15 protein-coding genes and 1 riboswitch are annotated in these 17635 nt (G+C 62.2%); of the genes, 5 read left to right on the plus strand and 10 right to left on the minus strand.

The features are described 5' to 3' along the window. Positions 1-101 precede the first annotated feature (101 nt). The 4 genes from H6B51_RS08220 to H6B51_RS08235 form a co-directional block, all read right to left on the minus strand. Positions 102-1088, minus strand: a complete 987-nt coding sequence (locus H6B51_RS08220) for a cobalt-precorrin 5A hydrolase (RefSeq protein WP_204883219.1) — start codon at positions 1086-1088, stop codon at positions 102-104. Beyond that, on the minus strand, positions 1085-1840 hold the full coding sequence (gene cobM / locus H6B51_RS08225) for a precorrin-4 C(11)-methyltransferase (RefSeq protein ID WP_204883220.1): 756 nt from the start codon (positions 1838-1840) through the stop codon (positions 1085-1087). Before cobM ends, H6B51_RS08220 begins: the two co-directional genes overlap by 4 nt. Positions 1841-1849: 9 nt before the next feature. Next, on the minus strand, positions 1850-2980 hold the full coding sequence (gene cbiD, locus H6B51_RS08230; protein WP_204883221.1) for a cobalt-precorrin-5B (C(1))-methyltransferase CbiD: 1131 nt from the start codon (positions 2978-2980) through the stop codon (positions 1850-1852). Between the two features lie 209 nt (positions 2981-3189). Beyond that, a riboswitch (cobalamin riboswitch) is annotated at positions 3190-3372 on the minus strand. Positions 3373-3444: 72 nt separating this feature from the next. Beyond that, positions 3445-5898, minus strand: coding sequence for a cation-translocating P-type ATPase (locus H6B51_RS08235; RefSeq protein ID WP_204883222.1), 2454 nt, complete (start codon positions 5896-5898; stop codon positions 3445-3447). Between the two features lie 143 nt (positions 5899-6041). On the opposite strand from H6B51_RS08235, the gene H6B51_RS08240 reads away from it, so the two are divergent. Beyond that, positions 6042-6299: a hypothetical protein gene (locus H6B51_RS08240; protein ID WP_204883223.1), complete on the plus strand. Its 258-nt coding sequence runs from the start codon at positions 6042-6044 to the stop codon at positions 6297-6299. Between the two features lie 40 nt (positions 6300-6339). Here H6B51_RS08240 and H6B51_RS08245 read toward each other — a convergent pair whose 3' ends face one another. The 4 genes from H6B51_RS08245 to H6B51_RS08260 all read right to left on the minus strand — a co-directional run bounded on the left by H6B51_RS08245 (position 6340) and on the right by H6B51_RS08260 (position 10222). Continuing rightward, on the minus strand, positions 6340-7290 hold the full coding sequence (locus H6B51_RS08245; protein WP_204883224.1) for an ROK family protein: 951 nt from the start codon (positions 7288-7290) through the stop codon (positions 6340-6342). A 113-nt stretch (positions 7291-7403) separates the two neighbouring features. After that, positions 7404-8474 carry a lysylphosphatidylglycerol synthase transmembrane domain-containing protein gene (locus H6B51_RS08250; RefSeq protein WP_204883225.1) on the minus strand — a complete coding sequence of 357 codons (1071 nt, stop codon included), beginning with the start codon at positions 8472-8474 and terminating at the stop codon, positions 7404-7406. Then, positions 8474-9574 (minus strand): MGDG synthase family glycosyltransferase, encoded by a 1101-nt coding sequence (locus tag H6B51_RS08255; RefSeq protein ID WP_335342126.1) that lies wholly within the window; start codon positions 9572-9574, stop codon positions 8474-8476. The genes H6B51_RS08250 and H6B51_RS08255 overlap by 1 nt, the downstream gene beginning before the upstream one ends. A 123-nt stretch (positions 9575-9697) precedes the next feature. Then, complete coding sequence (locus tag H6B51_RS08260; protein ID WP_204883226.1) at positions 9698-10222, minus strand: 4'-phosphopantetheinyl transferase family protein; 525 nt, start codon at positions 10220-10222, stop codon at positions 9698-9700. A gap of 197 nt (positions 10223-10419) precedes the next feature. On the opposite strand from H6B51_RS08260, the gene H6B51_RS08265 reads away from it, so the two are divergent. Then, positions 10420-11118 (plus strand): response regulator transcription factor, encoded by a 699-nt coding sequence (locus tag H6B51_RS08265; RefSeq protein WP_204883227.1) that lies wholly within the window; start codon positions 10420-10422, stop codon positions 11116-11118. 26 nt (positions 11119-11144) lie between these two features. Next, a complete protein-coding gene (locus H6B51_RS08270; RefSeq protein WP_204883228.1) occupies positions 11145-13244 on the plus strand; it encodes a sensor histidine kinase in 2100 nt (699 codons plus the stop codon). Positions 13245-13311: 67 nt separating this feature from the next. Here H6B51_RS08270 and nifU read toward each other — a convergent pair whose 3' ends face one another. Both nifU and nifS read right to left on the minus strand, forming a co-directional pair. Next, positions 13312-13746, minus strand: coding sequence for a Fe-S cluster assembly scaffold protein NifU (gene nifU / locus H6B51_RS08275; RefSeq protein ID WP_204883229.1), 435 nt, complete (start codon positions 13744-13746; stop codon positions 13312-13314). Between the two features lie 19 nt (positions 13747-13765). Further along, positions 13766-14965 (minus strand): cysteine desulfurase NifS, encoded by a 1200-nt coding sequence (nifS, locus tag H6B51_RS08280; RefSeq protein ID WP_204883230.1) that lies wholly within the window; start codon positions 14963-14965, stop codon positions 13766-13768. A 209-nt stretch (positions 14966-15174) separates the two neighbouring features. On the opposite strand from nifS, the gene H6B51_RS08285 reads away from it, so the two are divergent. Beyond that, positions 15175-16308 (plus strand): AI-2E family transporter, encoded by a 1134-nt coding sequence (locus H6B51_RS08285; RefSeq protein ID WP_204883231.1) that lies wholly within the window; start codon positions 15175-15177, stop codon positions 16306-16308. Between the two features lie 117 nt (positions 16309-16425). Continuing rightward, positions 16426-17607 (plus strand): nucleoside recognition domain-containing protein, encoded by a 1182-nt coding sequence (locus H6B51_RS08290; RefSeq protein WP_204883232.1) that lies wholly within the window; start codon positions 16426-16428, stop codon positions 17605-17607. Positions 17608-17635: the final 28 nt, after the last annotated feature.

Raw genomic sequence — 17635 nt, forward strand, 5'->3', positions numbered from 1 at the left:
ATCCACCGCTTAGACTTTAAGCATATCTGCATTCTTCGCCCGCTCTTAGGGGGCTTGGTTTTGTGCGTCCTTTTTCGGAATGGTACTTAGATTACAATGTTTCAACCTTTCCTTCCCGCCACCGCCACGGTGACGCCGTTTTTCGCCAGCTTGGGCACCAGGATGGTCCCCCCGGCCCGGACCGCCGCCCGCTCACACACGTTGTCCACTCCGGTGACGGTTTTTACAAACGCAGAGGGAGTGAACTTCCCCTCCGCCGCTGCCAGCTCCTCCGCCGAATAGACGGACAGGGGCAGGTCATGGGCGGCGCAGAAGACCAACAGGCCGGGCTCCTTCTCCTTTAAATCTATGGTAGCCACCCGCTCCACGGCGGCAGGCTCATGGCCGGTGAGGGCCTCATTCACCGCCGCCTGAATGGCTGCCGCATTTGTTCCCTTCTTGCAGCCGATCCCCAGGATCAGCCCCTTGGGAGCCAGCCGTAGGGTCCGGGGGAAGGGCCCTTCCCCGGTCTTCCAGGTGACCCACACCCCAAGCTCCGCCGGGCCTTCCGCCAGTCCCTGGGGGCAGGGGTGGCCGAAGTCGCTGGCAAAGCCCACCGGCTTCCCTTCCAGCAGAGCGGCGGACACCTCCTTGGCTAGCGTCCGGTCTGTAATGACCATATCCCGCCCCCTGGCCCACACGTCCACGGCAAAGAGGCCGTTGACGTCTGTGGCGGTGGAGATGGCCGCCTGGCCGCCGGTGAGAGCCTCCACCCGGAGGGCCAGCTCATTGGCCCCGCCCACGTGGCCGGAGAGGAGGGGAATGACGAACCGCCCCGCCTCGTCCACGCTCACCACGGCGGGGTCGGTGAATTTATCCTTCACATGGGGGGCAATGGCCCGGACGGCGATGCCGCAGGCTCCCACGAAAATGAGGGCGTCCTTTTCCCCCCACATCCGCGCCGTCCAGCCCTCCAGGCTGTCGTATGCCTCCGCCCCAACCTCAGCGGCAAACCGGGCGGGCACGTGGAGGGAGGCGTCCAGCGCCTTCGCCAGCACCTTTCCCAAGGCCGCCCCCTGGCGGGTAAAGGCCAGAATGGCCGCTGTCACTTGCTGGCCTCCCGGAACTCGTGGGTGAAGGTGGGGTCGTACAGCTTGGATCTTTCGTATTTTTCGCCCAAGAAATTACCGATTGTGATCAGCGCCGTCTTGGTAACGTGGTTTTCCCGGGCGGTCTTTGCCAGGGTGGACACGGTGCAGCGGTACACCTTCTCCTCCGGCCAGGTGGCCTTGTACACGATAGCCGCCGGGGTGTCGGGGGCATAGCCGCCCGCCGCCAGTTCTTTTTCCACATCCTCCAGCAGACCGGTGGACAAAAAGAGCACCATGGTGCAGCCGTGAGAGGCCATCTTCCGCAGCTGCTCTCCCTCGGGCACCGGCGTGCGGCCCGCCATGCGGGTGATGATCACCGACTGGGATACGTCGGGCAGGGTATACTCGGCCTGGAGGGCAGCCGCCGCCCCGGAGAAGGAGGACACGCCGGGGGTTACGTCGTAGGAAATTCCTAGTTTATCCAGCTCGTCCATCTGCTCCCGGATAGCCCCGTAGAGGGAGGGATCGCCGGTGTGGAGCCGAACCGTGATACCGCCTCTTTCCTCGGTGGTCTTCATGACAGCGACAACCTCTTCCAGGGTCATTTTGGCGCTGTCGTATACCTGGCAGCCCGCTTTTTTGTAGTCCAGCAGGACAGGGTTCACCAGGGAGCCGGCGTAGATGATGACGTCGGCCTCTCCCAGCAGTCTGGCCCCCCGGACGGTGATCAGATCGGCCCCGCCAGGGCCCGCACCGATGAAATGTACCATAAGTTCCTCCTATACCCGGTGGAGGGCCAGCAGCCGGTCCGCCCCCGATGTTTTTCCCAAAATACCGTATTGATTGGAAAAGAAGACCGCCTCAATCTCCAGCTCCGGCCCCGCCCGGTGGCGGAGCTGATCCTCCAGTGCCGCCCCAACAGAGACCATCACCGGCTCCAGCAGGCCGGCCTTTTTCAGCAGCTCCACCCCTGCATCGGTAGTGGGACTGTCAAACAGAGCCCGGAGCAGCTCCGGCGAGCCGCCCGCCAGAGCCGCGTGGGCAGTGAGGGTTTCCCGCCGCCCGTCGGCCACCCGGGAGTGGGTATTCATGCCGCCTGCCGCCACCTTGACCAGCTTACCCAAGTGGCCCACCAACAGCAGAGAGGAAAACCCCAGTCCGGCGGCGTGGTCGATGGCAGCGCCAATATAATTGCTGCATGTACACCGATAGGTCAGTTCCAGACCCAGCACCTGCGTTGCAAAGGCATCCCCGTAGTTGCCGGGTGTGACCAGCAGGTCTTTTACCCCGGCGGCCCTGGCCATATCCTGCTCCAGATAGAGGGAGTCGATGAGGGCAGCCTCGCTCATGGGCCGGACGATGCCGCTGGTGCCCAAAATGGAAATGCCCCCCACGATGCCCAGCCGGGGATTGAAGGTATGCGCCGCCAGTTTCTCCCCCTGGGGCACATAGATGGTCACTGTCAGTCCATCCGCGCAGCCGGCTTCAGCCATGACACGCTCCACTTGGGTGGCGATCATCCGCCGGGGGACGGAATTGATGGCGGCTTGCCCCACGGGCTGATCCAGACCGGGCCTGGTGACCCGGCCTACTCCAACGCCGCCGTCGATGGCAACACCGGGAGCAGTCCTCCGTTCCACTCTGGCGCAGATCAGCACCCCGTGGGTCACGTCCGGGTCATCTCCCCCGTCCTTCCGCACGGCGCAGGAGGCCCAGTTTTCTCCGGCGGCGTGCTCCAGCAGCTCCGCCTCCACTTTGACCCCCGCCGGGGTGTCCACCTGTACGGAAGGGATTGCCTCCCCGGTGAGCAGCAGCCGGGCAGCTCCCGCGGCTGCTGCGGCAGCGCAGGTACCGGTGGTATAGCCGCAGCGCAGCCGTTGTTTCCCCACCGGGATATAGAGCTCCAGCACCGGTCACGCCCTCCTTAAACAAATCAGCTTTTAAAAAGCCCCACAGGATCCGCGCCCCCAGGCGAAAAAAACGAAACCTGTTCAGCCTACTGCAACCCACTGGAAAAAGTGGCGTCTATGCCACCTTTTCAATAATTCAAAAAAGCCCCTCCCGGGTGGGAAGGGCTTTTTGCGCCAAACCATGCCGTGCCTCTCCACCTCAGAGCCACGTTGTCTGTATCTTCGCAGCGGGTCTCCTGGCTTGCGCTTCCTCCTCCGGCACTCCTTCTCAGCCCCGTCGGGCCAATGGTTCACGCGCCTTTGTCCACGCTTACAGTAGAGGTAAGACTGCGCCGGATTCTCACCGGCTTCCCCTGTGCGGCACTGCCGCGACTGCGGATACGGATTCATTTCTCGGTCATTATATCAGCGGTAGGTGAAAAAGTAAAGGCAATTTTTTGTCACAAATGTGCATACGCCGTCTGTCAGCACTCCTCCGGCTCCTCTTCCCGGCGTCTCATCTGGCGAAGCTTGTCCCACAAGATAGCCCCTAACTCAAAAGCCTTGAGGATCACGTGCATCACCGGATAGGCTAGACCCATGAACACCGCCAGCACCATACCACTTTTCAGGTCCAGGGGGCTGATGCCAAAGCTGGAGCCAAACCAGACAATGGACACCACCGAGGCCCCGGTCATAGCGATCATCAGAACCCGCCGTTTCCAGTCGAAGGGCTTACAGACCTGGAAGAGCACCATCAATCCGATAGTCACCAGCAGGATGGCGGACATGGAAGATAGCTGGTCGGTGGTAAAGCCAAACACCACGTAGAAGGCTACCACACCCAGTACAATAATCAAATCGGTCAAGCCTCCGGGCAGGGCCGCCCGGAACACATTGCTCAGGAATTTACCCTTGACCAAGGCGTGGTTGGGCTCCAGGGCCAGGAAGAGAGAGGGCACCCCGATGGTGACGGCGCTGAGGAAGGAAATTTGCAGCGGAGTCACCGGATAGGGGAAGGTGGCGAACAGGGAGATGATGGACAGGAAGAAGGAAAAAATATTCTTCACCAGGTAGAGGGCAGCAGCCCGCTGGATGTTGTTGATGACCCGCCGGCCCTCGGCCACCACCTTGGGCATGGCGGCAAAGTCAGAATTCAGCAGCACCAGCTGAGCGGCGTGGCAGGCGGCTTCAGCGCCGGATGCCATGGCGATGCCGCAGTCGGCGTCCTTCAGGGCCAGCACGTCGTTGACCCCGTCGCCGGTCATGGCAACGGTATGGCCCGCCCGCTGGAGGGCCCGCACCAGCTTCCGTTTCTGGTCGGGGGTGACCCGGCCAAACACGGTATACTGCCGCACTGCCCGGTCCATATCCTCCTCGCTGCGGAGGGTTGCGGCATCCACATAGCGGTCCGCCCCCTGGATGCCTGCCTGGCGGGCCACCTCGGCTACCGTCACCGGGTTGTCCCCGGAGATGACCTTCACGGCCACCTTCTGCTGCGCAAAGAACTGGAAGGTCTTAGGGGCGGATTCCCGCACCCGATTGGCCAGCAGCACCAGGGCCATAGGGCACACCCGGGCGGGGTCCAGCCCCTTCTGGTCGGGGGTACCCTTGTATTCCGCCGCCAGCAACACCCGGTAGCCCTTGGCGGACCAGGGATCTACCTCCTCCTTCAGGTCCCCGTACCGATAACCCAAAATAAACTCGGGGGCTCCCACCACATAGGCTCCATGTCCGGCAAAGACGGCGGCGCTCCACTTGGTGGCGGAGGTGAAGGGAATGGTGGTCTGGACGTGCCAGGCCGAGTGTCCGTGGAATTTTTTCTGCATGGCCCGGGCGGTGTCGTTGTCAGCCTCCACCGCCTGGTAGAAGGCGTTCAGGATCTCGGTCACCTGGGTCTCAGCGTACTGGTCCTCGTCCAGGTACACCACCTCCCCCACCTCCATGCGGGGCTCGGTGATGGTGCCCGTCTTGTCCACGCACAGCACGTCCACCCGGGCCAGGGTCTCGATGCAGTTCATATCCTGGGCCAGCACCTTGCCTTGGGCCAGACGGATCATGCTCACCGCCAGGGCCACACTGGTCAGCAGATACAGGCCCTCGGGGATCATGCCGATGAGGGCGGCCACGGTGGACACCACCGTTTCCTGGAAGGTGCGTCCCACGATAAAGTATTCCTTGGCGAAGAGAGCGATGCCAATGGGGATAAGCAGGATACCGATGACCCGGATCAGCTTGTCCAGAGAGGACATCATCTCGCTCTTGCCCACAGTCACATCCTTTTTGGCCTCCAGGGTGAGCTTGGCGGCATAGGAGTCGGCACCCACCCGATCCAGCCGGGCCCGGCAGCGACCTGCCACCACAAAGGAACCGGAAAGCAGCTGGTCTCCGGGATTTTTCACAATGGCGTCGGCCTCGCCGGTGATAAGGGCCTCGTTGACCTGGACCTGCCCTGCCAGGACAGTGGCGTCGGCGGGGATCTGATCCCCGGAGGCCAGCTCGGCCACGTCGTCCCGCACCAGATGGGCGGCGGGCACCGAGCCCAGATGGCCCTCCCGTATCACATTGGCCCTGGGGGCAGCCAGCAGATTCAACTTGTCAATGGTCTGCTTGGAGCGCAGCTGCTGAAAGATGCCGATGCAGGTGTTGGCAATGGCGATGAGCAGGAAGAGCAGATCCTCCACCGAGCCCACGATGATGAGCAGGGCGGCCAGAATGATAAAGATAAAATTAAAGAAGGTGACCACGTTTTCCCGGACAATCTGCCCCACCGTTTTGGTGGGAGACTCCACCGGGTCATTGGCCCAGCCATTTTGCTGCCGTTCCTTTACCTGAGCCATGGTCAGGCCCACGTTGGGGTCCGCGCTGACCCGTGGCACCTCCCGCCGGGGCCTGGGTCCCTCGGGGAGGGCGGTACGCTGTTTTTGCTTGCCTTTCATGTCGCTGCCCTCGCTGCTGCCGTTGCGGCAAATTTGATGGTTTCCATTATATCTGATATTAACAGGCTGTACAAGTGGAGCAAAAAAATCTTAAGCAATTCTTTCCTCTTTCCTTACTATACTAAAGGGAAGGAGGGGATCAGATGGATCTCAAGCTGGATAAATCCCAGGCAGCTCTCCGGCTGGCCCTGTGCGGCGGCGGAGCCGCCCTGTTGTACGCCGGGGCGCTGAGACTGCCCGCCCTGGAAAAGCACCGGGCCTGGCTGGAGGCCCACCGGGTGGAGACCATTGCCGCCGGGGCCGCGGTGCTCTTCGGGCTGTCCCTCACCCTTGCCCCGCTTGCCTCCGGGGAGTCAGGGACGGAAGAGCCGGAACTGGCGGGCTATGAGCCGGTGGAATGAAAAAAACGGGCCCGCCGTGTATTCGGCGGGCCCGGGGGCCTTATCGGAACAAGGGCAGCAGGGCGGCGCCAATGATCCCGGCGTCGTTTCCCAGAGCAGCCCGTACCAGTCGGGTGCGGTGGACGCTGTTGCGGGCGTAGTCCTCCCGGTTAAGGATATAGCGCACCGGGGCCATCAGGGTCTCTCCCTGGGCGGAGGGGCCTCCACCGATGCAGAAAACCTCAGGCTGGAAAATATTCACCAGGCTGGCCACTCCGCAGCCCAGGTAGTCCACGTACTCGTCGATGATCATACCCCCGGCAGCGTCACCAAGAGCGGCGGCGTCAAAGGGAGTACGGCCGTTGACTCCCTCCAGGGTGCCGGCCAGCTCCCACAGCTTGGAGTCCCGATGCTCCTCCATCACCTGCCGGGTGCGCTTGATGAGGGCGGTGGCGGAGCAATAGGCCTCAAAGCAACCCTTCCGGCCGCAGGTACACTGCCGGCCGCCGTGCTCGATGACAAAGTGGCCCACCTCCATGCCGGCGTAGTTAAAGCCGGTATACAGCTTGCCCCCCAGCACGGCGCCGCCGCCGATGCCGGTGCCCAGGGTAATGGCCACCATGGAGCTGCTGCCCTTGGCGGCTCCGGCGGCAAACTCCCCCAGGGCGGCGGCATTGGCGTCATTTTCCAGATAGATATCCTTGTGCAGCCGCTCCTCCACCAGGGAAGCCAGGGGCACGTTGCGGAAGTCCAGGTTAGACCAGTAACGGATCACCCCGGTGTCCGGCTCGATGGTGCCGGGGGAGCCAATGCCCACCGAGGCAATATCCGCCATGGACAAGCCCGTCTTTTCCACGGCCGCGGCGGAGGCGGCAGCCATCTGGTCGGCTACCTGATAGGCGGGCACGTCCCGGGGGGTGGGCAAACTGGCTTTGCCCAGGATCACACCTTCCTCATCCACCACGGCGGCGGCCACATTGGTACCGCCCAGATCAATTCCCAAATAGTACATATTCCGACCTCCCCAATTTGCTTTGCCTTGATTATAAAGCACAAGCTCCTGCCGCACAAGAGAAAAAACGACGCCGGACGGCGTCGCTTTTCATGTCTGGTTTGCCCGGTTGCTCAGGTAACCGCTGATCCCCGGGCCCGCTTAGGGCAGGCGGGGGGGCCCTCCGCGTTCCTCCGACGGACCCACAGGTGGACCACCAGAGTGATGACCCCGCTGAGCACCATAAAGGAGTAGAAGCTGATCCCCCGGGAGACCAGCACGGCGGGGGTCACCAGCTCCGCCCCAAAAAACAGGGTGAAGCCCCGCAGGAAGCCCCCCTCGGAGGCTCCCACCGCCCCGGGCAGGGGCAGAGAGCCCACCGCCAAAGTAAGCAGCGCCTGAGCCCCCAACAGCTCCAGCACGCCGTACCCGCTCAGTCCAAAAGCCCGGTAGACCATATAGGGCACGCTGAACAGGGCACCCAGCTGAAGGATGGAGCAACCCAGCAGCCGGAAGGGCAGGGTGGGGTTACGGCGCAGGCATTCGGCGCCGCTGCGGTAGTCCTCCATCTGCCGCTCCAGTTTTTCCTCCGCCTTGGCCCGATTGCGCACCAGGCGGACCTTTACCAGCAGGTTGAGCACCCCGGAGCAAATCTTTCGGGCAGCGTTTGGCAGGAACATCAGACAGAGCATCCCGGCGGTGAGGGCCACATTGACCAAGATCCCGTATACCAACAGGATGGCCATACCGCCTCCCATCTCCACCAGCAGCCAGGGGTAAAGCACAGCAGCAAGCCCAGCCAGCAGCAGCAGGGTAACCTGATAGCACATAGACAGCAGCAGCATGTTCAGGGTCCCATGGGCAGCGGATACTCCATCCCGGACCATGCAATATACCTGGGCCGGCTGGCCTCCGGTGGCCGAGGGGGTAATGGCACTGAAATAATATCCGGCGAAGGAATAGGACAGGCAACGAAGCAGGCCGGTCTCATACCCCAGACAGGGGAGAATCTGTCGGGTGCAGGCGGCCTCGCTGGTCATCATCAGCAGCATCAAAGCCATCCCGCCAATGATCCAGCCCGGCCTGAGCTGCCCCAATACTGATCCCAGCCTGGTCAGGGGCATATCCCGCAGCAGGATCCAGAAGGTGGCCACCATCAGCACCACCAGTATGAGCATTCCGATCCGGCTCCGCTTAGTTCCCATCAGGCACACACCTCACTCATCCGGGCCGCGGTGGCCACAATGTCGCACATCCGCTCCTGGCACAGCATCTCTTTCAGCCGCCCCATGTTGGCCGTCATCTGGTCCAGGGCCTGGTCGTCATAGATCAGCGCCCGGATGGCCTGCAGGCAGCGGCTGCTCTCCTTCTGGGCCACCCGCCCAATGCCCTGGTCCACCAGGAACCGGGCGTTTTTCCGCTCCTGCTCCAAGAAAGGCTCCCAGGCCAGGATGGGCAACTGGGAAAACAGAGCCTCAAAGGTAGTGATACCTCCGGGCTTGGTGAGCAGCAGATGGGACCGGGACATATACTCGTACACCCGGTCGGTGAACCCCACTACCTCGATGTTTTCATACTTGCCGCTGAGCCGTTCAAACAACTTCTGGTTACGGCCAGTGATAATGGTGGTATGTACCCCAGGCATGGCATTCAGTGCCTCGTAGAAGGAATCCTTCCGGGGCATCAGCCCCAGGCCGCCCCCCATAATAAGCAGCTGGCGGGGCGCGTCCTTCCCCCGGGTCTGTTGGGACCGGGGGCGAGCGGAGAGAAATTCCGCCCGGACAGGGATCCCGGTGACACAGATCCGATCCCGGTCCACTCCCTTGTCCACCAGCTTGTCCCGAACCTGCAGGCTGCCCACCAGGTAGCAATCGGTGCCCTGGCAGATCCACTCGGAGTGGGCCGAGATATCGGTGACGCAGGTGATCAGGGGCAGCTTTTTCCCGGTGACCTTCTTATAACGGGACACCACCTGGGCACAGAAGGGGTGGGTAGCGATGACCACGTCGGGCCGCTCCGCCTCCAGCAGACCGGTAAGCTTTTCCACAAAGTGACCGGCAAAATGCAGATGGGCGGGAGCATTTTCCTTCAGCTTGTAATAGGCGTTGAACAACGCCGGTCCGCAGGTGACCAGCAGATTATAGCCCTTGTATACCGCATCGGACAGTTCAGGCATGGCATAGTCCATCAGGTCCTCAATGTGCACCCGGGCGCCGGGGTAGGCCTCCACGATCTGTTGGGCCAGGGATCTGGACGCGGACCAGTGGCCCATGCAGAACCGCCCCGTCAGGATCAAAATATTCACGGAGCTTCCTCCTTTGGTGTGCTCACAGCAATCCACACTAATGTTAGTGTATATTGTAACCCCTATTTTTTTAGAAATTAGGATGCACTTTCTTAAAATCTTATTAAGATATGGCGACAAGCCTCATTTCCATCGCCGGAGCATGGGCGGCAGTGGCTCCCCGCCGGCGGTGCAGACCGCCCCCCGCCAGCCCGGGCCTCCGTAAGACATGAACCGCAGGCCATCCAGCTCTCCCTCTTGACCAGGGCGCAGCAGAGGGATCCGGATGTCCCGGGGAGCGGTGCGCAGGCCGGTGCCCAGGCACTTTACGCGGGCCTCCTTCAGGGTCCACAGCGTGTAAAGATTCTCCCAACCTCCGCCCTGGCCGGTATACCATTCAAATTCCGTCCGGGAGAGGACATAGCGATCCAGCCCCGGCCGCCTTGGCCGCAGCTCCTCCACGTCCACTCCCAAAGGTGCCTCACCCACGCCGCACAGGGCCAGCTCTCCGCTGTGACTCAGATTGAAATGGACCTCCGGGTGGTCAGGAAACCAGGGCTTGCCCTGGGGGGCCCGGGCCACCGGCGGCAGTCCCGCCCAGCCCCTGCTCTCCCCCAGCATCTCCGCCAGCAGATCCCAAACCTCTCCCCTGCCCAGCCACAGCTCCATGGCGTTTCCTCCTCAGAAAAAAGCGGCGCCCGCCGTGGAGCAGGGCCGCTTTTCCGTCTTTTCCATAGTATACCGGACCGGCGGGACAGGCGCAACTGTTTTCTCCCTATCTCTCTTATGGTAACCGGTTCCGCCTTGCGTCCGCCGCCGGTTTGGGGTAGAATATGCTGTATCCTGGTACCTTGGGAGGGACGAGTGTGTATACCATTTTGATCTGCGACGACGACAGGGATATCGTCTCCGCTCTGGATATTTATCTTACCAGCGAGGGCTACCGCACCGTCAAAACCTATGACGGTCGGGAGGCTCTGAAGGCGGCGGAGGAACAGCCGGTGGACCTGGTCCTGATGGATATCATGATGCCCGGCATAGACGGTATCCGGGCCACCGCCAAGCTGCGGGAGCACAGCAACCTGCCCATCATCCTGCTCACCGCCAAAAGTGAGGATGCCGACAAGGTGCTGGGGTTGAACATCGGGGCAGACGACTACATCACCAAACCCTTTAACCCCATCGAAGTCATCGCCCGGGTACGCAGCCAGCTACGGCGGTACACCAGCCTGGGAGGGAGGGCCGCAGAGGAGGCGGGACCTCACGTGTTGACCAATGGAGGCATCCGGCTGGACGACGGGGCCAAGTCGGTGACGGTGGACGGAGAGCCGGTGTCCCTCACCCCGCTGGAATACAATATCCTGCTCCTGCTGCTGAAAAACCCCGGCCGGGTCTTTTCCACCGCCCAGATCTACGAGATGGTATGGAACGACACCTCCGTGGGCTCGGAGAGCACGGTAGCCGTCCATATCCGGCATTTGCGGGAGAAAATCGAGATTGACCCCGCCAGCCCCCGCTACATCAAGGTGGTGTGGGGACTGGGCTATAAGATGGAAAAGCTCTGACCCGCCACACAAAGGAGAGGTGGACCGTGAAACAACTGTTGAACAAGCTGGCGGCCAAGGCACTTCTCTTTCTGCTGGCTCTGGGCACCGGCGTGGGGGGCTTCTGGGCCACCCTATTCATATTCTCCCAGTGGGACACCCTGTGGACCGGCGTGGGCTACTACTCCAGCAACTCCTGTGCCCAGGCCATGGAGAACCGCTATCTCCAGGCCCAGGAGCTCGCCCGGCTGCTCCAATATCAAGCCTGGGGAGCCCCCCTGTCCTACCTGGACCATCAGCGGATCAGCGACCTGAAATCCGCCCTGGACGGGTCGCGCACCAACTTCCGCTTCTCCGTCCGCCACAACGACACCGGCGCCCTGCTCTACGACAACCTGGACGATGGCGCGGTGATCGAGGGCAGCGTCCACACCGTCACCCGAGGCTCGGTGCCGGTGATCTATGACGAGGACGACAGCCACAGCAAGGACTACTACGTGTGGAACGGGGAAAAGCAGTACTACCTGCTGTATGTGGTGCTGTCCGACGGCACCGAACAGCTGCTCACCCCCGCCGACGCCGCTCTGGCCGCCCAGTACGGTTACACCTTCACCGGCTACACCTGGAACTACCAGCTGTCCCAGGACAGCCGCCTGATGTACATCGAGCTGGCCATCGAGTACGGGGTGGCCGACCCCCTGACCGTGGAGGACGAGTTCTGGGAGGGGTTGGAGGATTTCGGGGAGTACGCCCGCTACCTTCCCGCCCTGGCCATCCTGACCGTAGTGCTGGACGCGGCCTGCGTGCTGCTTACCCTGCTGCTGTGCAAAACGGCGGGACGCCAGGCCGACGGCTCCCCCGCCCCTCTCAGCCGGTTTGACCGGATCCCCCTGGATCTGCTGCTCCTCCTGGACGCCGGTGCCATCCTGCTGCTGCTCGTCGGCGGCGCCCCCCTTACCACCGCCCTCAATGCCACCGGGCCTGCCACCGACCTTGTGGTGGGACTGGCCTGCATATCCAGCGGTATCGGCCTGTGTCTGCTTTCCCTGCTGCTCACCCTTATCGTCCGGGTACGAGCCGGGCACCTGTGGCGAAATACCCTGATCCGGCGACTCATCTTCTCTCTCCACGCCCTGCTACGCACCATCTCCCACTCCTGGCCCATGACCCGCCGGGTGATCGTTCTGTTCCTGCTCTATCTGCTGGGCTCCTATCTCACCAACCTGACGGTGATCCTGGCCCCGGTGTACCAGGGGGCGGTTTTGTGGCTGGTGTGCCGCTGGGCCATCCAGTGGCGGCGGGTACGCCAGGGTACCGAGGAGATCCTGGGAGGCGACCCCGCTTACAAGATTGACACCCGGGGGATGTACGTCGATCTGGCCCAGCACGCCCGGCAGCTCAACGACCTGGGCGGCACCATCAGCCAGGCGGTGGAGGAGCGCATCCGCAGCGAGCGGTTCCGGGCGGAGCTCATCACCAACGTTTCCCACGACCTGAAAACCCCTCTTACCTCCATCCTCAACTATGTGGATCTGATGAAAAAGCGGCCCATCGACGACCCGCAGGCCCAGTCCTATCTGGAGGTGCTTTCCCGCAAGAGTCAGCGGTTGAAAAAGCTTACCGAGGACCTGGTGGAGGCCTCTAAGGCCTCCACCGGGACCCTGACCGTCCGTCTCGAACGGCTGGGACTGGTGCAGCTGGTCCAGCAGGCCCTGGGGGAATTTGAGGACCGGTTTGCCCTCAGCGACCTGAAGGTGGTGGCCGAGTATCCGGAGCGGGAGGTATGGGTGCTGGCCGACGGGCACCAGCTGTGGCGGGTCATCGATAACCTGCTATCCAACTGCAACAAGTACACCCTGGAGGGGACCCGCATTTATCTGGGCATTTCCAGCCGGGACGGCCAGGGGGTATTCGTGGTGAAAAACATCTCCCGGCAGCAGCTGAACATCCCGCCCCGGCAACTGATGGAGCGCTTCGTCCGGGGAGATTCCTCCCGGGCCACCGAGGGCTCCGGCCTGGGGCTGTCCATCGCCCGCAGTCTTACCGAGCTACAGCACGGCACCTTTGTCATCGACATCGACGGGGATCTGTTCAAGGTCACCGTATCCATCCCCCTGGCTCCCGATCCGGAGCCGCCCCAGGAATAGAATAACAAGCGCCGCCTTTCCCTGGCCGTCAGGCTGGAAAAGGCGGCGTTCCTTTTGTCCTGTGCCCTTAGTGGCAGGCACAACAGTGGTCACCCTCATCGCAGGGCAAACGGAGGGCCTCCGGCACCGCCTCCCCCTTGCGGCGGTAGTAGTCGGCCAGGGCTGCCTTGATGGCCTCCTCCGCCAGCACCGAACAATGCATCTTATAGGCGGGCAGGCCGTCCAGGGCCTCTGCCACCGCGGCGTTGGTGAGCTCCATAGCCTCCCCGATGGTCTTGCCCTTGATCATCTCAGTGGCCATGGAGGAGGTGGCGATGGCGGAACCACAGCCAAAGGTCTTGAACTTTACGTCGGAGATCACATCCCCGTCGATCTTCAGGTACATCTTCATAATATCCCCACACTTGGGGTTGCCCACCTGGCCCACCCCATCAGCGTCGGCGATCTCCCCCACGTTCCGGGGGTGCTCAAAATGGTCCATGACCTTGTCAGAATACAACATGTGATATTCTCCTTCCAAATTACAGTTCCCAGGTAGGTTTCTCGGCGTCCCTATCCCATACCGGGGACATTTCCCGAAGATAGGCCACTACGTCGGGGATCTCGTTCAGCATAGCATCCACATCGGCCTGGGTATTGTCCCTCCCCAAAGAGAGGCGGAGGGAACCGTGGGCAACGGCGTGGGGCAGACCGATGGCCAGCAGTACGTGGGAGGGGTCCAGAGAGGCCGAGGAACAGGCCGAGCCGGAGGAGGCGCAGATGCCCCTGGCGTCCAGATGGAGCAGCAGGGCCTCTCCCTCCACCCCCTCAAAGACAAAGGAGGCAGTGCCGGGAAGCCGTTTCTCCCGGTGTCCGGTGAGTCGGGTATAGGGCAGGCCCTCCAGACCGGCGATGAGCTTGTCCCGCAGGGCGGCCAGCCGGGCGGATTCCTCCGGCATATGCTCCACCGCCTCCTTCAGGGCAGCGGCCATACCCACCGCCCCGGGCACATTCTCAGTTCCGGACCGGCGGCCCTTCTCCTGGCCGCCTCCCTGAATGAGGGCGGGGAGCCGCAGGGACTTTTTCACGTACAGGGCGCCGATCCCCTTGGGACCGCCAAACTTGTGACCAGACAGGGAGAGCAGATCCACGTTCCAGGCCTCCACATCCACAGGGATGTGTCCCACCGCCTGGACCGCGTCGGTGTGGAAGAGGATCTGATGAGCCCGGGCAATGGCCCCGATCTCAGCAATGGGCTGAATGGTGCCGATCTCATTGTTTGCGGCCATGACAGAGATCAGGATGGTATCTGGCCGGATGGCCGTCTCCACCGCCGCCGGGTCCACCAGGCCGTCCCCATCCACCGGCAGGTAGGTGATGGACCAGCCCTGCTTCTCCAGGTACTGGGCAGTATGGAGGACGGCGTGGTGCTCTATGGCGGAGGTGATGATATGGCCGGTCCGCTTTCCCTTCAGGGCCATCAGCTGGGCCACCCCTCGGAGGGCCCAGTTGTCCGCCTCAGTGCCGCCGGAGGTGAAGTAGATCTCCTCCGCCTTGGCGTTGAGACAGGCGGCCACCTGGGCTCTGGCCATCTCCAGATCGCTCTTGCCCTCCTGGGCAAAGCGGTACAGGCTGGAGGGATTGCCATAGGCAGTGGTGAAGTGGGGCAGCATGGCCTTCAAGGCCGTATCGGTAACCGCGGTGGTAGCCGCGTGGTCAGCATAGATCATGTGGCGGGACATTTGACATCGCTCCTTTCAATCCCCTTATTTCCTATCTGTTTACTAGATTATACGGCGGCTTCCCACCTTTGTCAAGAGATATCTCTGGTTTTTTCTCCTCCTACCTCTTTTGGCCCGTCGCCCTACAAACCGTCCCCTTTCCCGTTGACGGCAGAGGCCCGGGATGCTATAGTGATACCAATCTATGCTACAAAAGATTGAGGTCTACTATGGACAAAAAACTTTTGAAATCCATTCTGCTCATCATTACCTATTCGGTGCTGCTGGTCATGGTTCTGGCCCGGCTTGACGTGGTAACGGGGACCCTGAAGTACCTTCTGGCGGTGTTTCGCCCCCTGATCATCGGCTTTTGCCTGGCCTTCATCCTGAACCGTCCCTGTCAGTTCTTTCAGCGGCTGTACAGCCGGGGCCTGGACAGCACCAGGCTCAAGGGAGCCGCCCGGCCTCTGGCGGTGGTCACTTCCTATCTGGTGCTCATTCTCCTGATCGTAGCCGTCTTTTCCTTTGTGGTGCCCAAGCTGGTGGAGAGCATCCAGACCTTTATCCTCAACCTGAGCGGCTACATCTCCAACGCCCAGGACTCCATCAACGCTCTGCTGGCCTACTTCCATCTGGATATGGAGCAGCTGGACCTGTCCTCTCTGAACGACACCCTCCGAAAGCTGCTGGATCAGGCCCTCACCTTCCTGTCCGGCCTGGGTCCACAGCTCATTGAACTCACCACCAGCATCGTGTCCATTCTGGTGACCGGCGTGCTATCCCTGGTGTTTTCCATCTATATGCTCTCCGGCTGGGACAAATTGCTGGCCCAGTGCCGCCGGCTGATGAAGGCCTATATGCCCGTGCGGGTGGCCGGTCCCCTCTCCTCCGTATTGGAGCTTACCGCCGCTACCTTCACCAAATTCGTCACCGGCCAGCTTATCGAGGCCTGCATCCTGGGTTCTCTGGTCTCGGCAGGGATGCTGTTCATCCAGGCCGACTACGCTCCCCTCATCGGGGTCACCGTGGGAGCCTCCGCCCTGGTGCCGGTGGCAGGCGCCTATATCGGAGCCATCCTCTCCGCCGTCCTGCTGTTGATGGTCTCCCCCCTGAAAGCTCTGATCTTCCTGCTCTTCCTGGCAGTGCTCCAGCAGATCGAGGGCAACGTGATCTATCCCCGGGTGGTGGGCTCCTCCCTGGGCCTGCCCGGGCTATGGGTTCTGGCCGCCGTCACGGTGGGAGGCAGCCTGCTGGGACTGGTGGGTATCCTCATCAGCGTGCCCATCGCCTCTATCCTGTACACCCTTCTTCGCCGGGACCTCCACAAACGGCTGGCCCACCCCGTTCCCCGTGACCTCTCCTGACGCTCCGCCCCGGACAGGCCCAGCCTGCCCGGGGCTTTTTGGGGTATTCCATATTTCCCCCGGACAGGCAACCTTTCCTCCTCCGCCGCATACCCATCTGTGAAGGAGGTGTGTGCCATGTCCCGTCTGCTGGCCAGGGCGGCGATCCGCGACTTTTTACTGGGTCTGGCGCTGCTGTGCGCCACTCTGGCCCTGCTGTTCTACCCCAAGCCCGCCATGGATGCCGCCCGGAGCGGACTCCAGCTGTGTTACAACGTGATCATCCCATCCCTCTTCCCCTTTTTCGTTTTGTCCTCCCTGGTGGTGGAACTGGGGCTGGCGGACTATCTGGGGCGGCTGCTGGAAGGGATCATGCGGCCCCTGTTTCACGTAGGGGGCGCATGCGCCTCCGCCTTCGCCCTGGGCTTCATCGGGGGCTACCCGGTGGGAGCCAAGACCGCCATCAGCCTCTATGAGCGGGGCATGTGCTCCCGCACCGAGGCGGAACGGCTTCTGGCCTTTTGCAACAATTCCGGTCCCGCTTTTATCCTGGGCGTGGTGGGCGCGGGTATTTTCGCCAGCAGCGCGGTGGGGGTAACCCTCTACCTGGCCCATGCCCTGGCTTCGGTGTGTGTGGGACTGCTCTTCCGCTTTTATAAGGCAGGAGAGGATACCGGAGCGCACAGATCCGCGCCCCGGTTTCAGGCCAAGCGCCTGTCGGCGGCCTTTACCGGCTCAGTGAAAAGCGCCTTCCTGTCCACCCTGAACATCTGCGCCTTTGTGGTGTTTTTCACGGTGGTCATCCAATTGCTCATCCGTTCCGGCTTTCTTCCCGGTCTGGCCCAGGCCGTGGGCACTCTGTTGGCCCCCTTTGGCATGACCCCTGAGTGGGCCCAACGGTTGCTCACCGGCATGCTGGAGGTATCATCCGGGGTATCCACCCTGACGGAGGGGGCCACCCTCAGCGGCCGGCTCACCATGGCCGCCTTCATGCTGGGGTGGGCGGGGATCTCAGTCCACTGCCAGGTGCTCTCCTTCATCGGAGACAGCGGCCTGTCCCCGGGCACCTACCTGGTGGGCAAACTTCTCCACGGCGGTCTGTCCGCCCTGTTCATCGGTACGCTGCTCAAGCTCTTCCCCCTCACCGCTCCAGTGTCCAACTACCTGGCTGACCAGGTGGCGGGCATTGCGGGTATGGAATTCCACGGGGCCCTTACCGTCTCGATTCTGTCCGCCTGGCTGATTTTTGTAGGCTTTCTCCTGGCCGCCGCCCTGGGCGCCCGAAAAAAGCCTGGAAAAAGCCGGCGGAGCGTGTTATAATACAGGATGCTGAATTTGATGTTCCGTT

Source organism: Pseudoflavonifractor phocaeensis (genome assembly GCF_016901955.1).
In the GTDB taxonomy this organism is placed as follows: domain Bacteria; phylum Bacillota; class Clostridia; order Oscillospirales; family Oscillospiraceae; genus Flavonifractor; species Flavonifractor phocaeensis_A.

Coding starts and splice junctions, on each gene's coding strand:
- H6B51_RS08235 (WP_204883222.1), bottom strand. CDS start 5,898: ATGAAAGGCAAGCAAAAACAGCGTACCGCCCTCCCCGAGGGACCCAGG.
- H6B51_RS08285 (WP_204883231.1), top strand. CDS start 15,175: ATGGACAAAAAACTTTTGAAATCCATTCTGCTCATCATTACCTATTCG.
- nifS (WP_204883230.1), bottom strand. CDS start 14,965: ATGTCCCGCCACATGATCTATGCTGACCACGCGGCTACCACCGCGGTT.
- cobM (WP_204883220.1), bottom strand. CDS start 1,840: ATGGTACATTTCATCGGTGCGGGCCCTGGCGGGGCCGATCTGATCACC.
- H6B51_RS08245 (WP_204883224.1), bottom strand. CDS start 7,290: ATGTACTATTTGGGAATTGATCTGGGCGGTACCAATGTGGCCGCCGCC.
- H6B51_RS08260 (WP_204883226.1), bottom strand. CDS start 10,222: ATGGAGCTGTGGCTGGGCAGGGGAGAGGTTTGGGATCTGCTGGCGGAG.
- H6B51_RS08240 (WP_204883223.1), top strand. CDS start 6,042: ATGGATCTCAAGCTGGATAAATCCCAGGCAGCTCTCCGGCTGGCCCTG.
- H6B51_RS08250 (WP_204883225.1), bottom strand. CDS start 8,474: ATGGGAACTAAGCGGAGCCGGATCGGAATGCTCATACTGGTGGTGCTG.
- H6B51_RS08290 (WP_204883232.1), top strand. CDS start 16,426: ATGTCCCGTCTGCTGGCCAGGGCGGCGATCCGCGACTTTTTACTGGGT.
- nifU (WP_204883229.1), bottom strand. CDS start 13,746: ATGTTGTATTCTGACAAGGTCATGGACCATTTTGAGCACCCCCGGAAC.